General features: G+C 72.9%; 20 protein-coding genes. 9 read left to right on the top strand and 11 right to left on the bottom strand.

Annotation, left to right across the window (positions count from 1 at the left end; genetic code table 11):
• Positions 1-39: 39 nt before the first annotated feature.
• Genes ACZ4EF_RS10990 through ACZ4EF_RS10970 form a run of 5 tightly spaced genes read right to left on the bottom strand, consistent with a single transcriptional unit; the run spans position 40 to position 5,410 of the window.
• Positions 40-885 carry a glycosyltransferase family 2 protein gene (locus ACZ4EF_RS10990; RefSeq protein WP_355339541.1) on the bottom strand — a complete coding sequence of 282 codons (846 nt, stop codon included), beginning with the start codon at positions 883-885 and terminating at the stop codon, positions 40-42.
• A gap of 44 nt (positions 886-929) precedes the next feature.
• On the bottom strand, positions 930-1,709 hold the full coding sequence (locus ACZ4EF_RS10985) for a CDP-alcohol phosphatidyltransferase family protein (protein WP_188282694.1): 780 nt from the start codon (positions 1,707-1,709) through the stop codon (positions 930-932).
• Positions 1,687-2,748 (bottom strand): iron-containing alcohol dehydrogenase family protein, encoded by a 1,062-nt coding sequence (locus ACZ4EF_RS10980; RefSeq protein WP_355339448.1) that lies wholly within the window; start codon positions 2,746-2,748, stop codon positions 1,687-1,689. The genes ACZ4EF_RS10985 and ACZ4EF_RS10980 overlap by 23 nt, the downstream gene beginning before the upstream one ends.
• Positions 2,736-3,491 (bottom strand): phosphocholine cytidylyltransferase family protein, encoded by a 756-nt coding sequence (locus tag ACZ4EF_RS10975; RefSeq protein ID WP_355339445.1) that lies wholly within the window; start codon positions 3,489-3,491, stop codon positions 2,736-2,738. The genes ACZ4EF_RS10980 and ACZ4EF_RS10975 overlap by 13 nt, the downstream gene beginning before the upstream one ends.
• Positions 3,488-5,410 carry a DUF5941 domain-containing protein gene (locus tag ACZ4EF_RS10970; protein WP_467503979.1) on the bottom strand — a complete coding sequence of 641 codons (1,923 nt, stop codon included), beginning with the start codon at positions 5,408-5,410 and terminating at the stop codon, positions 3,488-3,490. The genes ACZ4EF_RS10975 and ACZ4EF_RS10970 overlap by 4 nt, the downstream gene beginning before the upstream one ends.
• A gap of 369 nt (positions 5,411-5,779) precedes the next feature.
• Between ACZ4EF_RS10970 and ACZ4EF_RS10965 the strand changes: the two genes are divergently transcribed.
• The gene (locus ACZ4EF_RS10965) at positions 5,780-6,817 is read left to right on the top strand and encodes a cation diffusion facilitator family transporter (protein WP_467503953.1); all 1,038 of its coding nucleotides are present in this window, start codon (positions 5,780-5,782) and stop codon (positions 6,815-6,817) included.
• Between the two features lie 55 nt (positions 6,818-6,872).
• Positions 6,873-7,535: an isopentenyl-diphosphate Delta-isomerase gene (gene idi / locus ACZ4EF_RS10960; RefSeq protein ID WP_355339441.1), complete on the top strand. Its 663-nt coding sequence runs from the start codon at positions 6,873-6,875 to the stop codon at positions 7,533-7,535.
• Between the two features lie 160 nt (positions 7,536-7,695).
• Here the strand turns inward: idi and ACZ4EF_RS10955 are convergent, their stop codons facing one another.
• Positions 7,696-8,166, bottom strand: a complete 471-nt coding sequence (locus ACZ4EF_RS10955) for an ATP-binding protein (protein ID WP_355339439.1) — start codon at positions 8,164-8,166, stop codon at positions 7,696-7,698.
• 378 nt (positions 8,167-8,544) lie between these two features.
• On the opposite strand from ACZ4EF_RS10955, the gene ACZ4EF_RS10950 reads away from it, so the two are divergent.
• Together ACZ4EF_RS10950 and ACZ4EF_RS10945 are read left to right on the top strand one after the other, a co-directional pair.
• Positions 8,545-9,327, top strand: coding sequence for an enoyl-CoA hydratase/isomerase family protein (locus tag ACZ4EF_RS10950; protein ID WP_355339437.1), 783 nt, complete (start codon positions 8,545-8,547; stop codon positions 9,325-9,327).
• A 38-nt stretch (positions 9,328-9,365) separates the two neighbouring features.
• Complete coding sequence (locus ACZ4EF_RS10945) at positions 9,366-10,595, top strand: winged helix DNA-binding domain-containing protein (RefSeq protein ID WP_467503950.1); 1,230 nt, start codon at positions 9,366-9,368, stop codon at positions 10,593-10,595.
• Positions 10,596-10,785: 190 nt separating this feature from the next.
• Here ACZ4EF_RS10945 and ACZ4EF_RS10940 read toward each other — a convergent pair whose 3' ends face one another.
• The gene (locus ACZ4EF_RS10940; protein WP_355339433.1) at positions 10,786-11,676 is read right to left on the bottom strand and encodes a DMT family transporter; all 891 of its coding nucleotides are present in this window, start codon (positions 11,674-11,676) and stop codon (positions 10,786-10,788) included.
• 216 nt (positions 11,677-11,892) lie between these two features.
• A complete protein-coding gene (locus ACZ4EF_RS10935; protein WP_355339430.1) occupies positions 11,893-12,708 on the bottom strand; it encodes a TrmB family transcriptional regulator in 816 nt (271 codons plus the stop codon).
• A gap of 301 nt (positions 12,709-13,009) precedes the next feature.
• Here ACZ4EF_RS10935 and ACZ4EF_RS10930 point away from each other — a divergent pair, with 301 nt between their 5' ends.
• The gene (locus tag ACZ4EF_RS10930; RefSeq protein WP_467503947.1) at positions 13,010-15,118 is read left to right on the top strand and encodes a putative Ig domain-containing protein; all 2,109 of its coding nucleotides are present in this window, start codon (positions 13,010-13,012) and stop codon (positions 15,116-15,118) included.
• 139 nt (positions 15,119-15,257) lie between these two features.
• Here ACZ4EF_RS10930 and ACZ4EF_RS10925 read toward each other — a convergent pair whose 3' ends face one another.
• Positions 15,258-16,214, bottom strand: a complete 957-nt coding sequence (locus ACZ4EF_RS10925; RefSeq protein WP_467503945.1) for an NADP-dependent oxidoreductase — start codon at positions 16,212-16,214, stop codon at positions 15,258-15,260.
• Positions 16,215-16,272: 58 nt separating this feature from the next.
• On the opposite strand from ACZ4EF_RS10925, the gene ACZ4EF_RS10920 reads away from it, so the two are divergent.
• Positions 16,273-16,902, top strand: a complete 630-nt coding sequence (locus ACZ4EF_RS10920) for a TetR/AcrR family transcriptional regulator (RefSeq protein WP_467503943.1) — start codon at positions 16,273-16,275, stop codon at positions 16,900-16,902.
• 131 nt (positions 16,903-17,033) lie between these two features.
• Here the strand turns inward: ACZ4EF_RS10920 and ACZ4EF_RS10915 are convergent, their stop codons facing one another.
• Together ACZ4EF_RS10915 and ACZ4EF_RS10910 are read right to left on the bottom strand one after the other, a co-directional pair.
• Positions 17,034-17,426: a hypothetical protein gene (locus ACZ4EF_RS10915; protein ID WP_467503941.1), complete on the bottom strand. Its 393-nt coding sequence runs from the start codon at positions 17,424-17,426 to the stop codon at positions 17,034-17,036.
• Between the two features lie 157 nt (positions 17,427-17,583).
• Entirely contained in the window at positions 17,584-19,224 is a 1,641-nt protein-coding gene (locus ACZ4EF_RS10910) for an ABC-F family ATP-binding cassette domain-containing protein (RefSeq protein ID WP_391119355.1), read from the bottom strand.
• Positions 19,225-19,640: 416 nt separating this feature from the next.
• Here ACZ4EF_RS10910 and ACZ4EF_RS10905 point away from each other — a divergent pair, with 416 nt between their 5' ends.
• The 3 genes from ACZ4EF_RS10905 (at position 19,641) to ACZ4EF_RS10895 (ending at position 23,275) form a co-directional block, all read left to right on the top strand.
• The gene (locus ACZ4EF_RS10905) at positions 19,641-20,606 is read left to right on the top strand and encodes an acyl-ACP desaturase (RefSeq protein WP_355339410.1); all 966 of its coding nucleotides are present in this window, start codon (positions 19,641-19,643) and stop codon (positions 20,604-20,606) included.
• A gap of 267 nt (positions 20,607-20,873) precedes the next feature.
• Positions 20,874-21,689, top strand: coding sequence for a TIGR03084 family metal-binding protein (locus ACZ4EF_RS10900; protein WP_467503938.1), 816 nt, complete (start codon positions 20,874-20,876; stop codon positions 21,687-21,689).
• Positions 21,686-23,275: an acyl-CoA carboxylase subunit beta gene (locus ACZ4EF_RS10895; RefSeq protein WP_355339404.1), complete on the top strand. Its 1,590-nt coding sequence runs from the start codon at positions 21,686-21,688 to the stop codon at positions 23,273-23,275. The genes ACZ4EF_RS10900 and ACZ4EF_RS10895 overlap by 4 nt, the downstream gene beginning before the upstream one ends.
• Position 23,276: the final 1 nt, after the last annotated feature.

Here is a 23,276-nt window from a genome sequence, read left to right as displayed (position 1 = left end):
AATCCCGGGCTGCGCCTGATGCTCTCAGGTCCGAGCTTGTCAGATGATCGGGGGTCGGCCTAGCCGGGTCAACCTCCAGACGGTCCGCCAGCGCATCGGCCGCCGTTGACCGCAGGGAGTTGTCCATCCCTCACGGAATCCGCCGAGCCACGCTCGCAGCGCCGGCCCGGACGGCCGGCGCACCAGCGTCAGCGCGAACCAGACGCCGAGGTACGCCGGGACCAGCGGCCAGGGCAGATTACGCCGGGCCAGCCACACCCGGTTACGGGCCACCAACCGGTGGTACACCGCGTGCCGGGCGGGCGAGGTCGCCGGGTGGAACAGCACCATGTCATGCCGATAGTCGATCAGCCAACCCGCGTCAAGAGCGCGCCAGGCCAGATCTGTCTCCTCGTGCGCGTAGAAGAATTCGGCGGGCAGCGGACCGACCTGCTGGATGACGCGGCTGCGCACGGCGCACGCGCCGCCCAGGAAGGTGGTGACCCGCGAGTCCCGCATCGGGTCGGCGGCGCGCAGCCGGGGGACGTGCCTGCGCTGCGTCTGCCCGGTCTCGGGGTCGGCGATCCGGAAGCTGATGATTCCCAGCTCGGGGTCGGCCTCGAAGGCCCGCCTGACCAGCTCCGCGGTGTCGTCGCCCGGCAGCAGCCCGTCGTCGTCCAGGAAGAGGACGACGTCCACTTCCTCGGCGCCGGGGCCGAACATCTCGATGCCGACGTTGCGCCCGCCGGGGATGCCCAGGTTCTCGGGCAGCTCCGCGGTGCGCACCTCGGCGGGCAGCGGCGGCAGCGGTGACCCGTTGCCGACCACGGCGACCGTCACCGGCGGGCCCTGCTGCTTGGCGACCGAGTCCAGCAGGTCGTTCAGCTCCGCGGGGCGGTTGCCCATGGTGATGATGACCGCGCCGACGCGCAGCGGCGTCCCCTGCGTGCTCACTTCAGCCTGCTGGAGGCGAGGACGGAGACCAGGTGCAGCAGGGTCTGGAGCAGCGCGATGCCCGCCAGCACGGCGACGCCGAGCCGGGTGAAGAACAGGTCGCCGCGCGCCTGGTCCACGATCGCGAGCAGCAGGATGAGCAGGGACGCCTCGACGCCCAGCACGAGGCGGTGCCACTTCAGCGCGGCGGCGGCCTTGCGGGCCAGCGCCACTCCGGAGGAGCGCGGCTCGGACGCCGCCTCCTTGACCGGCGGGAGCCCGCCCTGGTGCCGGGCGACCCCGACGAGGTCGGTCTCGGCCTTGATCAGCACCGCGCCGAGCGCGGCGAGGGTGCCGAGGAACGCCCACAGCCAGTCGATCCGGCCGCTGCCCCACAGGTCGGCGGCGCGCAGCCCGAAGCCGACCAAGACGGCGGCGTCGCACAGGTAGGCGCCGACGCGGTCGAGGTAGACGCCAGACAGCGAGAACTGCTGCTTCCAGCGGGCGATCTCCCCGTCCACGCAGTCCAGCAGCAGGTAGAGCTGCACCATCAGCACGCCGAGGACGGCGCCCGCGATCCCGGGCACCAGCAGCGCCGGGGCGGCGAGGACGCCGAAGACGGTCATGAGGTACGTCAACTGGTTGGGCGTGACGCGGGTGGGCGCGAGGTGCCGGTCTATGCGCAGCGACAGCTCACGCATGTAGAGCCGGCCGGCCCAGTGTTCGCCGCTGCGGCGGTCCTTGACCCCCGGGGGGTGAACGACCGGGCGCAGTTCAGCTACTGATGGCTTTGACATAGTCGGCGTATGCGTCCCTGATCTCGGTGGCGGAGAGGTCCAGGTGTTCCAGGATCGTGAAGCGGCCGGGGCGGGTCTGCGGCGCGTAGCGCACCGCTTCGACGAACTCCGGTTCCGTGAAGCCGATCTCCTCGGGGAGAACGGGCAGTCCGTGGCGGCGCAGGGTCTCGGCGATGAGGCCCGACTCCTCGCGCGCGCCGCGCAGGTGCATCGCGAAGGCGGCGCCGATGCCGACCTGCTCGCCGTGGGCGGCGGCCCGCTGCGGGTGGAGCAGGTCGAAGGCGTGGCTGATCTCGTGGCACGCGCCGGACGACGGGCGGGTGTCGCCGCTGATCGACATGGCGATGCCGGTCAGCACCAGGCCCTCGGAGAGCGTGACCAGGAAGTCGTCGTCGCCGATGCCGCCGGGGTGCCGCAGCACGGACTCGCCGGCGCTCCTGGCCATCGCCGCGGCCAGGCCGTCGATCGGCTCGCTGTTCTCGCGGTGGGACAGCTCCCAGTCCGCGAGCGCGGAGAGGTTGGAGATCGCGTCGCCGATGCCGGCCCTGACGTAGCGGGCGGGCGCCTCGCGGATCACGTCGAGGTCGATGACCAGCGCGATCGGCGTCGGGACACCGTAGGAGCCGCGCCCGTTGTCGTTGTCCAGGGTGGCGACCGGTGAGCACAGGCCGTCGTGCGAGAGGTTGGTGGCGACCGCGACCATGGGAAGGCCCACCCGCGCGGCGGCGTATTTGGTGACGTCGATGATCTTGCCGCCGCCGAGGCCGATGACCGCGTCGTAGCGCTTGCCGCGCATGGAGTCGGCGAGCTTCACGGCCGCGTCGATGGTGCCGCCGTGCACCGGGTACCAGTCCGCGCCGGGCAGCTCGGGGGCCAGCCGGTCGCGCAGCTTGAGCCCGGAGCCCTCGCTGACGGCGAAGGCGAGCTTGCCGGAGGTGGAGATCCGCTGATCGGCCAGGAGTACGGCCAGGTCGGCGATCGCGCCGCCCCTGATGTCGACGACGACCGGGGAGGGGATGAGCCTGGTCAGTACTGGCACGCAATCACCCGCCCCTTGGCGAGGTCGTCGTTGTTGTCGATCTCGACCCAGGCGACGTCACCGATCGGGGCGACGTCGATGGTGAAGCCGCGGTTGACCAGCTCCTGGTAGCCGTCCTCGTAGTACAGGTCGGGGTCGCGCTCGAAGGTGGTCTTCAGCGCGTCGGCCAGCTCGGCCGCCGCCTCGCCCTCGATGAGGGTGACGCCGATGTACTCACCGGTGGCCTCGGCCGGGTCCATCAGCTTGGTGATCCGCCGCACTCCCCTGCCGGGCTCGGCGACGACCTTCATCTCCTCGTCGGCGAGGTGCTTGACGGTGTCCAGGGCCAGCACGATCCGCTTGCCGCCGCCGCGCGCGGCCAGCAGGGTCTTCTCCACCGACACCGGGTGCACGGTGTCGCCGTTGGCCAGAATCACCCCGTGCCTGAGGACGTCGCGCGCGCACCACAGGGAGTAGGCGTTGTTCCACTCCTCGGCCTTGTCGTTGTCGATCAGGGTGAGGGTGAGGCCGTACTTCTCCTCCAGCGCCGTTTTGCGCGCGTAGACCGCTTCCTTGCGGTAGCCGACGACGACGGCGACCTCGGTCAGGCCGATCTCCGCGAAGTTGGACAGGGTGAGGTCCAGGACGGTCAGGCTGTCCGCAGCCCCTTCGGGACCGACGACCGGCACCAGTGCCTTGGGCAGGGTGTCGGTGTGGGGGCGCAGGCGTCTTCCGGCGCCGGCCGCCAGCACGAGGCCGATCATGCGGGTTCTCCTGTTTCGTCGTGTACAGCGGGAGCCCCTGCGGACACCCAGAAGCGGACGCTCTCGGTGAGGACCAGCAGCGCGAGCGCCGCGGCGAGCACCGTCAGCGCGACCGTGAAGCCTGTGTGGTGTGCGACGGCGGCCAGGAGGGCGACCACCAGGGTGCGGCCCTCGTGTCCGCCGGCCGCCCGTACCAGGGCCCGCGGCGGCGCCCCGGTGCCGCCGCGGATGCGGTACACCGTGTCGTAGTGATGGTAGGCGACCGCGGCCACCAGACCGAAAGCAGCGGGCAACGCCCCGTTTACCCCGGAGACGGCCGCGAGGGCCAGCACCGTGCCGTACTCACCGGCCCTGAAGATCGGCGGGACCAGCCAGTCCAGGGCCCCCTTGAGCGGCCGGGAGACGGCGAAGGACGAGGTCAGGACGTAGACCACGGCCACCAGCGGCGGCCACCAGCTGCCCCGGGAGGAGAGCGCCGCGGTGGCGGTGACCGCGGCGGCGCCGAGCAGGGCGACCGCGGGCGCCGCGAAGGATGGCATACGACCGGCGAGCGGGCGCAGGATCCGGGCCCCGGCCTCGGCGAGCGGCCCGCTGTCGGCGAGGTCGGCGAGCGCCTGGGCGGCCCGGTCGGTGCGCTGGGCCTTGCGGGTGAGTGAGCGCAGGACGCGGCCCGCGGTGGTGTAGCAGGCGGCGAGGCCGCAGCCGACCAGCAGGACGACGAAGGTGACGCGCGGGGTGGTGACCGCGGTGAGCACGGCTATCAGCGCCCAGCGCTCGCCGATCGGCAGCACGATCATCCGCCGTACCCACACCGTCCAGCCGACGCTGTCGAGCCTGCCGGACAGCGCGGCGGTGGGGCTGGTGTTGGCGGTGGCGTCGTGGTTGGCCTCGTTGAAGGCGAAGTCGACGACATGGCGGCAGGTCTGGAGGACCATCGCGCCGAGCGCGAGCGCCCATACGTCGTGGCCGCCGCGGGCGGCGCCGAGCGCGAGGCCCGCGTAGTAGGCGTACTCCTTGGCCCGGTCGAAGGTGGCGTCGAGCCAGGCGCCGAGCGTGGAGTACTGGAGGGAGTAGCGGGCGAGCTGGCCGTCGGTGCAGTCCAGGACGAACGAGGCGAGCAGCAGGACGCCCGCCGCGACGTATCCGGTCCGGGTGCCGGTGGCCGCGCAGCCCGCGGCGATCAGCGCGACCAGCAGCGACGCGGTGGTGACCTGGTTCGGGGTGAGGCCGCGGCGGGCGCACCAGCGGGCCAGGTAGCGCGAGTACGGGCTGATGCAGTGGGTGGTGAAGAAGCCGTCGCGGGACTTCACCGCGCTGCGCAGCCGTACCGCCTCCTCGTCCACGGCGGCGACGGCCTCGGCCGCCGCGGCACGCTCGGCGGCGTCGGCGGGGACGGCCGCGACGAGGACGCCCAGCTCGGGGCGGTGCGGGGCGGCGCCCTGCGCGTCGAGGGCGGCAGCCAGCGCGTCGGGGACGACGGCGGCCAAGGTGGCCGCGCGGGCGGCGGGGGCGGTGTCGCCGTCGGCGGCGGACAGCAGGGTGCCGCCGGGGGCCGATACGGACGAGGCCGGTACGGAGGGAGCGGTCTGCGACGGGACGGTGGCGCCGCCCTGCGCGGTCAGCCCGGTGACGGCGGCGGTGAGCGCCTGGCGGCCTGCGGCCTTCGCGGACACGGCGCCCGCAATCGCGGCGGTGTCGAAGCGCGGGTCGGTCAGGGCCAGGCGCAGCGCGTGCCGGTGGCCGACGAAGCGGCGGTCGACGACGGCGACCCGGTCGGCGGCGGGCACCTGGGCGAGCCGCGCGGCGACGGCGACGGGCGTGTCCGCCTCGACCACCTGGAATCCCAGCGCCCGCAGGTCGTCCGCGAGCGGCGACGCTGATCCCGCGGCGGGCGGGCCGGTGAGAATGGCGGTCGACAGAGGAACTCACTCCCTGGATGCGTGCGAAGGGCTTGCCTGTAAGGGCCGCGGTCGGCAAGTCCGGGCCAGGCACGACGGCAGAGGCTATCGGATCCACGTCCGCCACCGTTCACCGCCCGTTCGCCTGAACTTGGCGTGCCCGGCGTGATCATCATCGTTGATCACGGGCGCCCGGACAAACGACGGACGCGCTCACCCGTACGAGTGAGGTGGGCGGTGTTCCCCGCGCCCCTTCTGCGCGCCTCATCACCGCAGGTCACCGCACATGACAACGGTCTCCAGTACCGGCTTGCCCACGGTGGGTAACCGGTGTTGACTGACCGCCGCACACCGGATGGCACGGCGGTCCGACGAGAGGGGGACGCGGCCATGGGGTCAGGCCACGCGCACGGCCACGGCGAAGGTCGCACGCGCAGCGGCGGCCAGGAGCGCGGCGGCGAGCGGAAGGACGGCGACGGCGGCCGGAAGAAGGGCCACGGTCACGACCACAGCCACGGTCTGCGGCCGGGCGCCGACGGCACGGCCGGTTCCGCGTACCGCGGCCGGCTGCGGATCGCGCTCGGCATCACGCTCTTCGTGCTCGCGGTCGAGGTGGTCGGCAGCGCGGTCACCGACTCCCTCGCGCTGCTCGCCGACGCCGGTCACATGGCGACCGACGCGGCCGGTATCGCGATGGCGCTGCTCGCCATCCACATCGCCAACCGCCCCGCCAGCGAGCGCCGCACCTTCGGCTTCGCACGCGCCGAGATCCTGGCGGCGGTCCTCAACGCGGTGCTGCTCTTCGGCGTCGGCGCGTTCATCTTCTACGAGGGCGTACGGCGGCTGATCAGCCCGCAGCACATCGACGCCGGCGGCACCGTCGTCTTCGGCGCGATCGGTCTGGTCGCGAACTCCGTGTCACTCGTTGTGCTGATGCGCGGGCAGCGCGAGAGCCTCAATGTGCGGGGCGCTTTCCTCGAGGTGATGGCGGACGCGCTGGGGTCGCTCGCGGTGATCGTGGCGGCCGTGGTGTTCATGACCACCGGCTGGCGGCAGGCCGACCCGGTGGCGTCGCTGCTGATCGGTCTGATGATCGTGCCGCGCACGTGGAAGCTGCTGCGCGAGGCCGTCGACGTCCTGCTGGAGGCCGCGCCCAAGGGCGTTGACATGGGCGATGTCCGCAGCCACATCGAGGGGCTGCCCGGCGTGGAGGGCCTGCACGATCTGCATGTGTGGACGATCACCTCGGGGATGCCGGTGCTGTCGGCGCACGTGGTGGTCAGCCAGGAGGTCCTGGAGGCCGTCGGCTACGAGAAGATGCTGCACGACCTTCAGGGCTGCCTCGGCACGCATTTCGATGTGGAGCACTGCACCTTCCAGTTGGAGCCGGTCGGGCACGCGGAGCACGAGGCGCGGCTCTGCCACTGAGCGGCACGCGAAGTGAGGCAGACTGAGGGCCTGTCGTCGAAAGCGAAGGATGGACATGCCCACCAGTCCTGCCACCGGCCGACCCGGCTCCCCCACCGCCGTACCGTCGCCCAATGGTGTTGCCGCGCAGACCCTGGCAGATGCCGAGCAGACCCCGGCGGGTCAAGCCGTGGCGGAACCGATCCTGCTCGAACTCGTCGACGAGGACGGCCGGACCATCGGCACCGCGGAGAAGCTGTCCGCGCACCAGGCGCCCGGACGCCTGCACCGCGCCTTCTCGGTGTTCCTCTTCGACGGCGAGGGCCGGCTGCTGTTGCAGCGCCGCGCGCTGGGCAAGTACCACTCCCCCGGTGTCTGGTCCAACACCTGCTGCGGGCACCCGTACCCCGGTGAGCAGCCGTTCGTGGCCGCGGCCCGGCGCACCGCCGAGGAGCTGGGCGCGGCGCCGGTGCTGATGCGCGAGGCGGGCACGGTCCGCTACAACCACCCGGACCCGGCCTCCGGTCTGGTGGAGCAGGAGTACAACCACCTGTTCGTCGGGCTGATCGGCGACGCGCTGCGGCCGGACCCCGAGGAGATCGACGACACGGCGTTCGTGGGCCCGCAGGAGCTGGCGCGGCTGCGCGCGGACGGACCCTTCTCGGCGTGGTTCCAGACGGTGCTCGACGCGGCGCTGCCGACCGTGCGCGAGGTCACCGGCGGTACGGCGGGCTGGTAGCCCCCGTCCGGCGGGCCCCGTCCGGCACCGGGCAGGACGGGCAGGGCAGCGCGGGACGGGCACGCAGGTCAGGACGGGCAGGCAGGACGGGCACGCAGGCCAGGACGGGCACGCAGGCCAGGACGGGCAGGCAGGTCAGGGCAGGACGGGCCGGGGGGTTTCAGAGGGCGGTGGTCCGCAGCGGGAGCGCCGCCCAGATCACCTTGCCGCCGGTCTCGGTCTGCGCGATGTCGCACTGGCCGCCCGCCTCCGCGGTGATCGTCTTCACCAGCAGCAGCCCGCGCCCGCCGGTCTGCCCGTGGTCGGCCTCCAGCGCCCTGGGGCGGTACGGGTGGTTGTCCTCGACGGCGATCCTGATCCAGTCGGCGCCGACCGCGACCTCGACGGTGATCTCGGGCGACAGCACGGCCGCGTGCTTCACCGCGTTGGTGACCAGCTCCGAGACGATGACCAGCAGTCCGTACAGCAGGTCCTCGTCGATCGGCACCCCCTGGTCGGCGACGAGGGCGCGCACCCCGCGCCGCACCTGGGGCACGGACGAGTCGAGAGCCGGGGCGGTGAACCGCCACACCCCCTCGTACGGTCTCGGAGCCGGAGCCTGATCGGGCGGGACGCTCCCGCGCACCTCCATGACCGCACCCACCGTCGCTTTCGCGTGACGTGTCCCCGCGGCCCCTGCCGACAACCCCGGCAGCTTCCGCCTCACAGGTCGAGTGTCCGTAACGGCGGGAGCCGAACAGGCAGGAAACCGTAAGTCCGCACCTTTCTGTAATTTTTGACCGGAAACGATCGCCGACTTCGTTTTTTCGATCGATTCGCGGCAGTCTTCGGACGCTTCCCGAACTCTTCGACCGAGATCATCTGCACGTGCACCGGCGTACCGGTGCGTCCTGGCACGGCGTACCGGTGCCTCCCGGCGCGGGCGCCGTGCGCCCCCGGCCGGCCGCGCGCCGGTCGATAGGATCTGTCGGCACCGGCCAGCGCATGTCGCCCCCGTGAAGGAGCACGCATGTCCACCTCCGGCCCTGGGCTGCTCGTCAGCGCCGCGGACGGCACCGCGACCGTGACGATCAGCAATCCGGCCCGGCGCAACGCGATGACGACGGCCATGTGGCAGTCGCTGCCGGGACTCCTCCACGACCTCGCGGTCGATCCCGCCGTCCGCGTGCTGGTCCTCACCGGCGCGGGCGACACCTTCTGCGCGGGCGCCGACATCACCGACCTCGCCGACCCCGTCTCGTCGAGCGGCGCGCAGTCCGCCGCCATGGCCGCGGAGGAGGCGCTGGCCGCCTTCCCCAAGCCGACGATCGCGGCCGTACGCGGCTACTGCGTGGGCGGCGGCTGCCAGCTCGCCGTCGCCTGCGACCTGCGCTTCGCCGCGCGGGGCGCCCGCTTCGGGATCACGCCCGCGCGCCTGGGCATCGTCTACGGCGCCGCCTCCACCCGGCGCCTGGTGCGGCTCGCGGGGCCCGGTACCGCCAAACACCTGCTGTTCTCGGCCGAGTTGATCGACGACGAGCGGGCGCTGCGCACCGGCCTGGTGGACGAGGTGCTGCCGGAGGACGAGCTGGACAAGCGGGTCACGGAGTTCGCCGGGGTGCTGCGGTCGCGCTCGCAGCTCACGCAGGCCGCCGCGAAGGAGTTCACCGCGACGGCGGACGCGTCGGACGACGCGGCCCGCGCCGCCCACTGGGCCCGGCAGGCCGCCCTCAGCGGCGACACCGCCGAGGGCGTCGCCGCCTTCCTCGAACGCCGCGAGCCGCGCTTCACCTGGACCCCGGCAGCGGACTGAAGCAATTGCGCGGCCGACCGAGCGGAGGAACGAAGTCGATGGCACGGCTCACGACGGCCGAGGTCCGCCGCTGGCGGGCCCGCTCCCAGGGCCTGACCGAGGACGGAAGCGACGGCGCGGGCGGCAGCGCGGGCGAAAGCGACGGCAGCGGCAGCGGCAGCGGCAGCGGCAGCGGCAGCGGCAGCGGCAGCGATCGTACGGTGGCGGACGCCGTCCGGCTCTCGGCCGGTCTCCAGGCGCAGGACGCGAAGGCGTGCCGGCTCCAGGTCAGGGCGCGGACCGGCGGCACCCACGGCGCGCCGACCGCGGCCGACGTGGACACGGCGTGCGGCGCGGACCGCCGCGCCGTCGTCCGCACCTGGCTGATGCGCGGCACCCTGCACGCGGTGGCGGCCGAGGACGTGCGCTGGCTGACCGCGCTGCTCGGCCCGCGCGCGGCCGACGCGTACCGCGGGCGCCGCGCCCGGCTGGGCCTCGACGAGGAGCTGTGCGAGCGGGCGCTGCCCGCCCTGGAGCGGGTGCTGGCCGACCGGCCGCCCGTACCGCGCGCCGAACTGGTCGATTTGCTCGCGGCGGAGGGGGTGGCCGTGGACCCGGGCGGCCAGGCCCCGGCGCACCTCGTGCTTTTCGCGGCGGCCAGGGGCGTGCTGTGCCGCGGCCCCGAGGCGGCGGGCGACGTGTCCACGTATGTCCTGCGTGAGCGGTGGCTGAAAGACGTCCCCGACGACGGCCCGACCGGCGACGACGCGCTGGCCGAACTGGCCGTCCGGCACGCCACCGCCTACGGCCCCGCGTCGGTCGCCGACTTCGCGCGCTGGTCCGGGCTGCCCCTGGGCCAGGCCAGGCGCGGCCACCGGGCGGCGGCGGACCGGCTCGCGCAGGTCGCGGGCCCGGACGGCGAGCCGTTGTGGGCCGCGGCCGGCACGGCGCCGCCTCCGGCGCGGCCCGCGGACCGGCCACGGGTACGGCTGACCGGGCACTTCGACCCGTATCTGCTCGGCTACCAGGACCGCGACGCCCTGCTCGACCCGGCCTTCGCGACCCGTATCGCCACGGGCGGCGGCATGCTCATGCCCTGCGTGCTGCGCGACGGCGCGGTGGTCGCCACCTGGCGCCACACCTGGCAGGGCCGCCGCCTCACGCTCCGCGTCGAGCCGCTGACCGGCCCCCTCCCCGCCCCGGTCGCCGCCGGCATCACGGCCGAGGTCGCCGACATCGGCCGCTTCCTGGGCACCGAGGCCGCGTGGGAGTGGGCGCGGGGACTGTAGGCGTCCCCATGACCGTCCCGGCTGAACGCCCAGCGCATACGAGTCGCACCGGCACGCGGTCCGCGCCGGAGTGGAGGCTGGTGTCGCGGGCGTCGCCCTCAGGGCTCAGCGCGTACGGGTCACCGGCACGCGGTCCGCGGCGGAGTGGACGCGGGGGGTGCAGGCGTCCCCTCACGGCCCGGCTGAAGGCTCAGCGCATGCGGGTCGCGCCCACCGCCACGCGGTCGGCGGCGCCCGGCGGCATGGCCGGGTGGCGGCCGAGGAGGATCACGCCGATGGTGATGGCGGCGAGACCGGCGGCCTCCCAGGCGAGGGCGCCGGGGGTGACGCGCAGGCGGTCGCCGAGGAAACCTATGCCGCAGGCGATTCCGGCCAGCGGCTGGGCGGCGGTCAGCGCGGGCAGCGACATCCGCAGCGAGGCGGTCTCGAAGGCGCTCTGGACGAGCAGCATGCCGGTGAGGCCGATGACGGCGATGGCGTACGGCTGCCAGTGCACGGCGAGGGCGGCCACACCCTCGTCACCGGCCAGTTGGCTACAGATCCGGGTGAGGGCGTCCTGGAGCCCGTAGAGCAGGCCCGCGGCCAGCGCGAGGAGCGTGGCCTCGGAGGACGGCGGCAGCCGCTTGGCCGCGCCGGTGAGCAGCAGCGCGAGCCCGGCGACGATGCCGAAGACCAGCCAGTGCCGCAGCGCCCCCGCCTCGGCCGCGCTGCCCTCCGGCTGGCCCGCGACGATGAAGGCGGTCACGCCGAGGGCGAGCAGGACGACGCCGCCCCAGCCGCTGAGGCCGAGGGACTGGCGTGGGGTGAGCCAGCGGGCGAGCGCCATAGCGAAGAGCAGATTGGTGGCGGTGAGCGGTTCGACCAGGGAGACCTCGCCGTAGACGAGGGCGACGGCTCCGAGCACCTGGCCGCAGACCATGAGGCCGACACCGAGCAGCCAGTCCGGCATCCGCACCAGGTGCAGCAGCAGCCGGAAGGACAGGAAGTCCGCGAGCGAGGCACGCGCGGCCGCACGCTGCTGCAACACGAAACCGAGGCCGAGGCAGCACGCGGCACTGACTCCCAGCAGGAACACGGCCACGCGGTCACTGTATAGGCACTGACCGCGGGATCGAGGGGTTCCGTGGGCTTCGCCACAGGTCCGCGTCGCCTTCAGGACAGCGACGCGGACAGCTCACCGACAGCTCACGAACAGCTCGCGGACAGCGGTCCCACGGGAGCCGGCCGGCCCGGCGGACAGCCGAGCGCCGGCCGGCCGGCAGCCGGGCGACAGGGCGCCCCGCAGCCGCCGTACGGGTCACGGCCGCGCGTTCGGAACCGTTTCCGCGCTCTCCCACACGGTGAGGAACGCCAGCCGCAGGCACGCGGCGAGCGCCGGGTGCTCGATGTAGAGCGCGGTCGTCGCGCCGGTCCCGGCCACCGGGTCCGGCATGTCGCAGAGCACCAGCGACGCGTCGGCGACCACCAGCTTCAGCGGCAGCGCGGAGGTGAAACGGTGCTCCTCGCCCGCCGCGCCGAAGCGCCGTACGTTCTCCAGCACCTCCGTGTCGTCGAGCGAGTCGTGGGTGTAGATCGCCCGCACCGAGCCGCCCGAGCGGCGCAGCCGACGTACCACCTTGATGCCGGGGGTGTTCGCGGCCGGGGCGACGAAGGGCGGTTTGCAGAAGCTCAGCAGTTCGGTCTTGGCCTGGCCCTGGATGTCGGTGAACGCCTCGGCTATCGACTTGGGGTCGCGCAGGATCTCGACGTAGTCGATCGGCACGGTCTGCGTGCGGCCGTCGGCCCAGACCGGGACGAGGGCGGCGGTCAGCGCGGAGGAGACGCGGTCGAGGCGTTCGAGGGTCTCGCGCTGGAGGGCCATGAGGCGGGCGACGGCCAGTTCCGGCGCGACGGCCGAGAAGGTGGCGACCCGGCCGGGGTGCGCGGTCGCCAGCCGCCGCCGTACCAGCGTGTCGAGCACGTCGTACACCCGCTGCCGGGGTACGTCCGCCGCCCGCGCGACCTCCGCCGCCGTGTACGACTCGCGTCGCACGAGGGCGAGATAGACCCGCGCCTCGTACCGCGCGAGACCCAGCGCGACAAGGTCGTTGACCGGTTCTTCCTCCGTCTCCATGGCGCCACAAGGTATACGGCGGAGATCGACTTGCGGAAGCGAGCCGGGGTCGGATCCAGGCCGATCCGAGGGCAACTCTTTGCCATAGGCCGGTAGTTACTTGGGCCCTCGGTCACTACGTTCAGCATCGGTCACCACTCACGGTGGTGGCAGTCGGCAGTAGATGACATCCGGATCACCAGTGAACGTGCGCCACACGAAGTCCCAGGCGTCGCCGTCGCATGATCGGTTGTCATGACCTTGACATGAAGGTCAGCGGCGGACGCCCTCGGGAGCCGATCCCCCCATGGAGGGCAGTTCATTGAAGTCGTCACACCCCGGCCGGGCCAGACGGGCCGTCCGCCGCACGGCGGTCGCCGTACTGTCGGCGGCGGCTCTCGTCACCGGCGGTCTGCTGGCCACCGCGGCGCCGTCCGTCGCCAGCACCCCGGCGTCGGGCGCGGCAGCCACCTCCGCGTCGTCGAGCACGGCCGCGTCGTCGCACACCTCCGCGTCGTCGAGCACGGCCGCGAGCACGTCGTCCGGCGCGTCCGCGTCCGCGTCGTCGGCCGCTCCCACCCAGCGCCTGTGCGCCGTTCCCGCCAAGAAGGGCCAGATGGCCTGCATGGCGCTGACCCGTACCGACGTCGTCCACCACCTCGGCATCACCCCGAACGCCACCCCCTCCGGCTACGGCCCCACCGACCTCCAGAGCGCGTACGCGCTGCCGTCGTCCGCGGGCGCCGGAGCCACCGTCGCGATCGTGGACGCGCAGGACGACCCCAACGCCGCGGCCGACCTGAGCACGTACCGCGCGCAGTACGGGCTGCCGGCCTGCACCACGGCCAACGGCTGCTTCAAGAAGATCAACCAGAACGGCTCGACCACGTCGCTGCCGAGCGCCGACTCCGGCTGGGCCGGTGAGATCTCACTCGACCTGGACATGGTCAGCGCGGTCTGCCCGCAGTGCCACATCCTGCTGGTCGAGGCCACCTCGGCGAGCATGGACGACCTGGGCACCGCGGTGAACCAGGCGGTCACGCAGGGCGCGAAGTACGTCTCCAACAGCTACGGCGGCAGCGAGGACTCCTCCGACACCACCGCCGACTCGCAGTACTTCAACCACCCGGGCGTCGCCATCACCGTCAGCTCAGGCGACGAGGGCTACGGCGCGGAGTACCCGGCCGCGTCCAAGTACGTCACCGCCGTCGGCGGCACCGCGCTCAGCCGCGCCAGCGGCACCGCCCGCGGCTGGACCGAGTCCGTCTGGAACACCTCGAGCACCGAGGGCACCGGCTCCGGCTGCTCGGCCTACGACGCCAAGCCCACCTGGCAGACCGACACCGGCTGCGCCAAGCGCACCATCGCCGACGTCTCCGCCGTCGCCGACCCGGCCACCGGCCTGGCCGTCTACGACAGCTACCAGGCGTCCGGCTGGCAGGTCTACGGCGGCACCAGCGCCTCGTCGCCGATCATCGCCTCCGTCTACGCCCTGGCCGGCACCCCCGCGGCCGGGACCACCCCCGCCTCCTACCCGTACTCCCACACCGGCTCGCTGAACGACGTCACCAGCGGCTCCAACGGCTCGTGCGGCGGCTCCTACCTGTGCACCGCGAAGGCCGGATACGACGGGCCGACCGGGCTGGGCACGCCGAACGGCACGGCCGCCTTCACCAACGGCGGTTCGACCGGCGGCAACACGGTGACGGTCACCAACCCGGGCGCCAAGTCCACCGCGGTCAACACCGCGGCCTCGCTCCAGATCAGCGCCAGCGACTCGGCCTCGGGCCAGACCCTCACCTACAGCGCCTCCGGCCTGCCGACCGGTCTGTCGATCAACTCCTCCACCGGTCTGATCAGCGGCACCCCGACGGCGGCGGGCACGTACAACGTCACCGTCACCGCCACGGACACCACCAGCGCCTCCGGCAGCGCGTCCTTCACCTGGACGGTCACCGGGTCGGGCGGCGGCGGCTGCACCACCGCGCAGCTCCTGACCAACCCCGGCTTCGAGAGCGGCAACACCGGCTGGACGACGTCCTCCGGCGTCATCGACAACAGCACCGGCGCCCCCGCCCACAGCGGCTCGTACAAGGCGTGGCTGAACGGCTACGGGACCACCCACACCGACACGCTCGCCCAGTCGGTCACGATCCCCGCCTCCTGCACCAGCGCCACCTTCACCTTCTACCTCTACGTCAGCAGCCAGGAGACCAGCACCACCACGGCGTACGACAAGCTCACCGTCGCCGCGGGCAGCACCACGCTGGCCTCGTACTCCAACCTCAACAAGGGCACCGGCTACGTGCAGCGGTCGGTCAACCTGTCGTCCTACGCGGGACAGACGGTCACTCTGAAGTTCACCGGCACCGAGGACTCCAGCCTCGCGACGTCGTTCCTGATCGACGACGCGGCGGTCAACGTCGGCTAGCCCGTCGTCCGCCGGGGTCCTCCGGATCGGCGACACCCGGCGACGGGAGGGCTTCCCGCCCCGGCCCCACAGGGGCGGGAAGCCCTCCTCGCCGCATCGGTGAAGGCGGCACCGCGTTCGCCGTCGCCACGGCCAGGTTCTAGAGGTCGATGACGACCTTGCCCCGCACGTGCCTGCCGGCCTGGAGTTCGGCAGCGCGGCGGATCCGCTCGACCGGGAAGGTCTCCGCGATCGGCACCCGGAGCCGGCCCGCGGCGACCAGGCGGGCGATCTCCTCCAGAGCGCCGGGGGCCGCGTTCGCGCCGTTGGCCGCGGGTACCCCGTCGACCTGCGCGGCGATGGCGCAGATGCGACCGTCCGGGACGCCGAGTTCCCTGGCGGCGTGCACGGTCTCCACGCCGTGCAGGTCGACGGCGGCCGTGACGCCGCCGGGAGCGAGCGATCGGACCCGGTCGGCCAGGCCGTCGCCGTAGTCGACCGGCTCCGCCCCGAGCTCGCGCAGATAGTCGGCCGACGCCGGCGATCCCGTCCCGATCACGCGCGCTCCCGCGATCCGGGCCAGTTGGACGGCGAAGACCCCGACCCCGCCCGCCGCGCCGCCGATCAGCACGGTGTCGCCCGGGCCCGGATCGATGACGGCGAGGGCGGCGGATGCCGTACGGCCGGCGATCGTCAGGGTGGCGGCGGTACGGTCGTCGACGCCGTCGGGCGTGTGATGAGCCTCGTTCGCCGCCGTCCCCCCGGCCGGGTCGATCACCACGAAGTCGGCGACCGCGCGGGACAGGGCGCCCCCGAACACCCGGTCGCCGGGGGCGAACCCGCTCACCTCGGCACCGACCTGGTCGACCACTCCCGCGTAGTCGGTGCCGAACCCGGCCGGCAGGCTCAGGCCGAACCGGGCGGCGGTGTCCGCGTCGGCGGTCATGATCCAGTCCATCGGATTCAGACCGGCCGCGGTGACCCGTACGCGGATCTGTCCCGGCCCGGCTTGCGGGGCGGGAACCTCGCGGACCTCCAGGGCCTCGGGGCCGCCGAACGACTCGAGCCGGACCGCCCTGCTCCCGTCCGCGGGAGGCTGATCGCTCTGTGCCTTCATGTGCGCCTGTCTCCTTGGGACCGAGGGAACACACCGAAACGGACTATGCTCCGTTTACATGAATGACCGTAACATAAACGGAGCGCGATCCGTTTTGGCGGACGCGGAGCCCCGCGCGCCACGGGCGGACGCGGCCCGCAACCGCGACCAGTTGCTCGCGGTGGCGACCCGCGTGTTCATGTCGGCCGACGCCGAGTCGTCGATGCGGGCGATCGCCCGCGAGGCCGGGGTCGGGATCGCCACGCTCTACCGGCACTTCCCGACCCGCGAGTCGCTGGTCGACGCGGTCTACCAGGATCAGGTCGTACGACTGACGACCGGTGCCCGCGAGCTGCTCGGTCAGCTGCCCCCGGCCGCGGCGATGCGGCGCTGGACGGACCTGTTCGGGGACTGGATCGCGACCAAGAACGGCATGATCGACACGCTCCTCGCGATGATCGAGTCGGGCGAGATCACCCATGCGCGGACCCGGACCGAGCTGCTGACGGCCATCACGACGATGCTCGACGCGGGCAGTGCGGCGGGCGACCTCCGCTCCGACGTCACCGCCGAGGACATCGCCGCCGCCCTCATCGGCATCTTCACCGTGGCCCCCCGGCCCGGGCGCGCGGCCAAAGCCGGCCGCCTGCTGGACCTGCTGATGGACGGCCTGTCGCCCGCCGCCCGGCCGAGCCGCGCCGAAGACTGAGTCGGCGTCAGCCGTGTCGGCGTGCCGCGCCGAAGGCTGACCGGGTCAACCTCGCCGGTGTGCCGTGCCGAAGGGATCGCGGGACCCGGGCCGGCCCCCACTGCCGACCCGGGGTCCCGCGATGGTGCCGATCACCGTACGTCGACGGTGATCTTCCACCCCGCGATGGCATGGCAGGACATGACACCGGGGGTGGCGCCGGGGCAGGCGCGCCGGAACCCGCTCAGTTCGGCGGTGCCCACCCGCGCGCCTCGGTAGACGCCGGGAGAGATCTCGGAGAGGGCGACGCCCCGCTCGCCGGGCGGCCGGTCGCCGGGGGCGGTGGCGACCCGCAGGGTGCTGCCGACACTCAGGCAGACCTCGCGGCCTTCGGCCCCGCCGCCGGGCGTGACCGTGACGTCACCGCAGACCGGCCGGGTGCTGCTGTCGCTCGGATCGGGCGACCCGACACGTACGCCGCTCGCGCTTCCGCAACCGGCCACCAGCAGTACGGCGGCGGCAGCGGCCAATGTCCGAGCGCGCATCGTGTCCTCCTCCGGCGGCCGGTTCGGGGTCCGGTCATGGATGGGACGCAGCCGGACGCCACCGGGTTCCCTCCCGCCCGGAGGGTCCGGGGGCGCCGTCGGGAACGCGGCGCGGGCCGCCTCGGGAAATCGGGGCCAGGCGCGCTCGAAGGTTCGCTCAGCGCTCGGTGATGCGGCCGTCGGCGACCTCGACGCGGCGGGTCGTGTGCACGGCGTCCAGCATCCGCCGGTCGTGGGTGACCAGCAGCAGCGTGCCCTCGTACGCGGCCAGCGCCGCTTCGAGCTGTTCGATCGCGGGCAGGTCGAGGTGGTTGGTCGGCTCGTCGAGGACCAGGAGATTGACGCCGCGGGCCTGGAGCAGCGCCAGCGCGGCGCGGGTGCGCTCGCCGGGCGAGAGGGTCGCGGCGGGGCGCAGCACATGGGCGGCCTTGAGGCCGAATTTGGCGAGAAGCGTACGGATCTCGGCCGGATCCATGTCGGGCGCCGGGGCGCGGAAGGCGTCGAGGAGCGGTTCCTGCCCGCGGAAGAGGCCGCGGGCCTGGTCGACCTCGCCGACCAGGACGCCGGGGCCGAGCGCGCTGTGGCCCTCGTCCAGCGGGAGGCGGCCGAGCAGCGCCGCGAGCAGGGTGGACTTGCCCGAGCCGTTGGCTCCGGTGATGGCCACCCGGTCGGCCCAGTCGATCTGGAGGTCGACCGGCCCGAAGGCGAAGTCGCCGCGGCGCACGCGGGCGCCGCGCAGGGTGGCCACCACGGCGCCCGAGCGGGGCGCGGCGGCGATCTCCATCCGCAGTTCCCACTCCTTGCGCGGCTCCTCGACCACGTCCAGGCGCTCGATCATCCGGTCGGTCTGCCGGGCCTTGGCGGCCTGCTTCTCGCTGCCCTCGGCGCGCGCCTTGCGGGCGATCTTGTCGTGGTCGGGCGCCTTGCGCATGGCGTTCCTGACGCCCTTGTCCATCCAGCCGCGCTGCATACGCGCCCGTGCTTCGAGTCCGGCCTTGGTGTCGGCGTACTCGTCGTACTCCTCGCGGGCGTGCCGCCGGGCCGTCTCGCGTTCCTCCAGATAGGCGGTGTAGCCGCCGCCGAAGGTGCTGACCTGCTGCTGGGCGAGGTCCAGCTCCACCACGCGGGTGACGGTGCGGGTGAGGAATTCGCGGTCGTGGCTGACCAGGACCGTACCGGCGCGCAGGCCGCCGACGAATTTCTCCAGCCGTTCCAGGCCGTCGAGGTCGAGGTCGTTGGTGGGCTCGTCCAGCAGGAAGACGTCGTAGCGGCTGAGCAGCAGCGAGGCGAGTCCCGCGCGGGCGGCCTGGCCGCCGGAGAGCGAGAACATCGGCTGGTCCAGGTCGACGCCGAGGCCGAGCGAGGCGGCGGCCTCCTCGGCGCGTTCGTCCAGGTCGGCGCCGCCGAGGGCCAGCCAGCGGTCGAGTCCGGTCGCGTACGCGTCGTCGGCGCCCGGGGCCTCGTCCACCAGCGCCTGGGTGGCGGCGTCCAGGGCCGCCTGGGCGGCGGTGACCCCGGTGCGGCGGCTCAGGAACTCCCGCACGCTCTCCCCGCCCGGCAGCCGCTCGGGCTCCTGCGGCAGATGCCCGACGGTGGCGGTGGCCGGGCTGAGCCGCAGCGTCCCGTCCTCGGGCGTGTCGAGCCCGGCGAGCAGCCGCAGCAGCGTGGACTTGCCCGCGCCGTTGGCGCCGACCAGACCGATGACGTCGCCGGGGGCGACGACCAGGTCCAGGCCGGAGAACAGGACACGGTCGCCGTGTCCGGCGGCGAGATTCTTGGCGACGAGAGTGGCACTCATAAGAGGGCGGAGTTTATCGGGTGCGACGGGAGGCGGGCGAAGGGCTTTCACGGCGGGCGGCGGAGGCTTGCCCTCCGGTCGGCGGAGGGCGTGCCTCCGGTCGGGCCAAGGGCTGTCGCCGGGTCTCGCCGTGCCGCCGGGTCCGGCTCGACGCGAGGTGGGTGGCCGGTGCAGCCATATTGGCTGGTTGCCTTCTTACGCTGCCTTAACCTACGGTTGCGTAACTTACGTAGGCGTAGGTGCGAATCTCCGCTGCACCCGCAGGCCGTGCGTATGTGCCCGTGGATCCGTCCGCGGCGCCGTACGACCGACTGATCGCATGTCGCGTACGTACGTCCGTACGATCCGTACAGCCCGTGCGGGTCCCGTACACCCCCGTCCCATGTCCGTCCCCTCTCCCGTCCCCAGGAGCCCCCGTGACCTTGACCTCGCCCGACCGTGCCCAACCCGACGTCTGGAGCGACGCGACGCTGCTCTACGCGCTGGAGGAGGTCGTCGAGCGGGAGCTCAACCGGCACCTCGGCGTGGCCAAGGAGTGGATGCCCCACGAGTACGTGCCGTGGAGCGACGGCCGCAATTTCGACGGAATAATGGGGGGCGAAGCCTGGGCCCCCGAGCAGTCCAAGGTCACGGACGTCGGCCGGATCTCCCTCGTGGTCAATCTGCTCACCGAGGACAATCTGCCCAGCTACCACCACGAGATCGCGACACTCTTCGGCCGTGACGGCGCCTGGGGCACCTGGGTGCACCGCTGGACCGCCGAGGAGGGCCGGCACGCGATCGTCATGCGCGACTACCTGCTGACCAGCCGCGCCGTCGACCCGGTCGAGCTGGAACGGTTCCGCATGCAGCACATGTCGGAGGGCTTCGAGCACGACCACCGGCACAGCATGGTCCACTCCGTGGCGTACGTCGCCTTCCAGGAGCTGGCCACCCGCGTCTCGCACCGCAACACCGGACACCAGTCGGGTGACCCCGTGTGCGACCGGATGCTCGCCAGGATCGCCACCGACGAGAACCTGCACATGGTCTTCTACCGGAATCTCCTGGCCGCCGCCCTCGAGCTCGCCCCCGACCTCGCGATGCGGGCCATCCGTGACGTCGTCGTCGAATTCCGCATGCCGGGACACGGCATGCCCGGCTTCGAGCGGGCCGCCGCCCGCATGGCCATCGGCGGCATCTACAACCTCCGCATCCACCACGACGACGTCCTCCAGCCCGTTCTGCGCCACCTCAAGGTCCTCGAGATCTCCGGTCTCGGCCCCGAGGGCCTCCAGGCCCAGCAGGAGCTCGGCCTCTTCATGGGCGGCCTCAACGAGCAGGCCACCCGCTTCGACGAGCGCCGCGAAGCCCTTCTCGCCCGCCGCGCCGCCCGCGCCTAATCCCCTTCGGGCCGCGCCCCTACGACGTCCACCTCCCGAAGGTGGGCGCTCTGGGGGCGCGGCCCCGCGCGGCTGTCTCACCGAGGTCGGCACGCCCGGTCTTTTCAGGGGCGCGGGGAACGGCGCGACCAGCCAGGGACGACGTGCACGTCACCACCGCCCCCAGCGGGGCACCGGCTGTCGCAGGGACACCGACCCAGTGGGGGCGGGAAACAATCATGCACGCATGCTTGATTGTTGCGGGCCCCGCCTGCCACCCTCGTGGCCATGGCCGATCCGCAGTCCGTCCGTACCGTCCTGGCCGATCTGAGAGCGGAGAGCGACGCGCTCGACGACGTGGTGGCCGGGCTGGAGCCCGAGCAGTGGGCGAGGCCGACACCGGCCGAAGGCTGGACCGTTGCGCACCAGATCGCGCATCTGGCCTGGACGGACGCCCAGGCGCTGCTGGCGGTCAAGGACGCGGAGGCGTTCGCCCGCGAGGTCGGCGACGCGGCGACGCGGCTGGACGCGTACGTGGAGGACGGCGCCCGGGAGGGCGCGATGCTGCCGCCGCCGGAACTGCTGGAGAGGTGGCGGTCGGGCAGAGCCCGGCTCTGGGCGACCCTGACCGGCGAACCGCCGGGCAGCCGCTTCCCCTGGTACGGGCCGCCGATGAGCACGGCGTCGATGGCGACGGGCCGCCTGATGGAGACATGGGCCCACGGCGAGGACATCGCCGACGCGCTCGGCGTCGAGCGCCCACCGACCCAGCGCCTGTGGCACGTCGCCCGAATCGCCTTCAGGGCACGGGACTTCGCCTTCGCGGTGCACGGCCGCACCCCGCCCGGCACGGAATTCCGACTCGAACTGACGGCGCCCGACGGCACCTTGTGGACCTTCGGCCCGGACGACGCCGAGCAGCGCGTGACCGGCCCCGCACTGGACTTCTGCCTGCTGGCGGTGCGGCGCAGGCACCGCGACGACGTGGCGGTACGGGCCCAAGGCCCGGACGCGGACGCGTGGTTGTCGATCGTGCAGGCATTCGCGGGCCCGCCGGGCAAGGGACGGCCGCCGCGCGGCGGCGCGGAGGGGAGCACGTCATGACGCAGGTCGACACACGCGGAGCGGACTTCGCCGAGCGGCGGGCCGCGATGCTGGAACGGCTGGCCGAGGTCGAGGCGGGGCACGCCGCCGCGCTGGCCGGTGGCGGCGAGAAGTACCAGGAGCGGCACCGGAATCGCGGCAAGCTGCTGGCGCGGGAGCGGATCGAGCTGCTGCTCGACCCGGACACACCGTTCCTCGAACTGTCCCCGCTGGCCGGCTGGGGCAGCGACTTCGCGGTGGGCGCCTCCCTCGTGACCGGCATCGGCGTGGTCGAGGGCGTGGAGTGCCTGATCACGGCCAACGACCCGACGGTGCGCGGCGGCGCCAGCAACCCGTGGACGCTGAAGAAGGCGCTGCGGGCGAACGAAATCGCCTTCGCCAACCGCCTGCCGGTGATCAGCCTGGTGGAGTCGGGCGGCGCGGACCTGCCCAGCCAGAAGGAGATCTTCATTCCCGGCGGCGCCCTCTTCCGCGACCTGACGCGGCTGTCGGCGGCCGGAATCCCCACGGTGGCCGTGGTGTTCGGCAATTCGACGGCGGGCGGCGCGTACATCCCCGGCATGTCCGACCACGTCATCATGGTCAAGGAGCGGTCCAAGGTCTTCCTCGGCGGGCCGCCCCTGGTGAAGATGGCGACCGGCGAGGAGAGCGACGACGAATCGCTCGGCGGCGCCGACATGCACGCCCGGCGCTCCGGCCTGGCCGACTACTTCGCACTGGACGAGCCGGACGCGCTGCGTACCGCCCGGCGCGTCGTCGCCCGCCTCAACTGGCGTAAATCCGGGCCCGATCCGCGTCCTGACCCGCTGCCCCCCGCGTACGACGAGGAGGAGCTGCTGGGCATCGTGCCCGGCGATCTGCGCACCCCCTTCGACCCCCGCGAGGTCATCGCGCGGATCACGGACGCCTCGGCCTTCGACGAGTTCAAGCCGCTCTACGGGCCGAGCCTGGCCACCGGCTGGGCGGAGGTGCACGGCTATCCGGTCGGAATCCTCGCCAACGCGCAGGGCGTGCTGTTCAGCGAGGAGTCGCAGAAGGCGGCGCAGTTCATCCAACTCGCCAACCAGCGCGACATTCCGCTGCTCTTCCTGCACAACACCACCGGCTACATGGTGGGCCGCGAGTACGAGCAGGGCGGCATCATCAAGCACGGCGCGATGATGATCAACGCGGTCGCCAACTCGCGCGTCCCGCACATCTCGGTTCTGATCGGGGCGAGTTACGGCGCCGGGCACTACGGCATGTGCGGCCGGGCCTTCGATCCGCGGTTCCTCTTCGCGTGGCCGAGCGCCAAGTCCGCGGTGATGGGTCCCGCGCAGCTCGCCGGGGTGCTGTCCATCGTGGCCCGGCAGTCGGCGGCGGCGAAGGGCCGTCCCTACGACGAGGAGGGCGACGCCGCGCTGCGGGCGATGGTGGAGCAGCAGATCGAGGCCGAGTCGCTGCCGATGTTCCTGTCGGGACGGCTCTACGACGACGGTGTGATCGACCCGCGCGACACCCGTACGGTGCTCGGCCTGTGCCTGTCCGCCGTCCATGGCGCGCCGATCGAGGGCGCCAGGGGCGGCTTCGGCGTCTTCCGGATGTGAG

The sequence above is a fragment of the Streptomyces sp. NPDC025721 genome (assembly GCF_055558595.1).
This window is presented reverse-complemented; position numbering and strand designations above follow the sequence as displayed.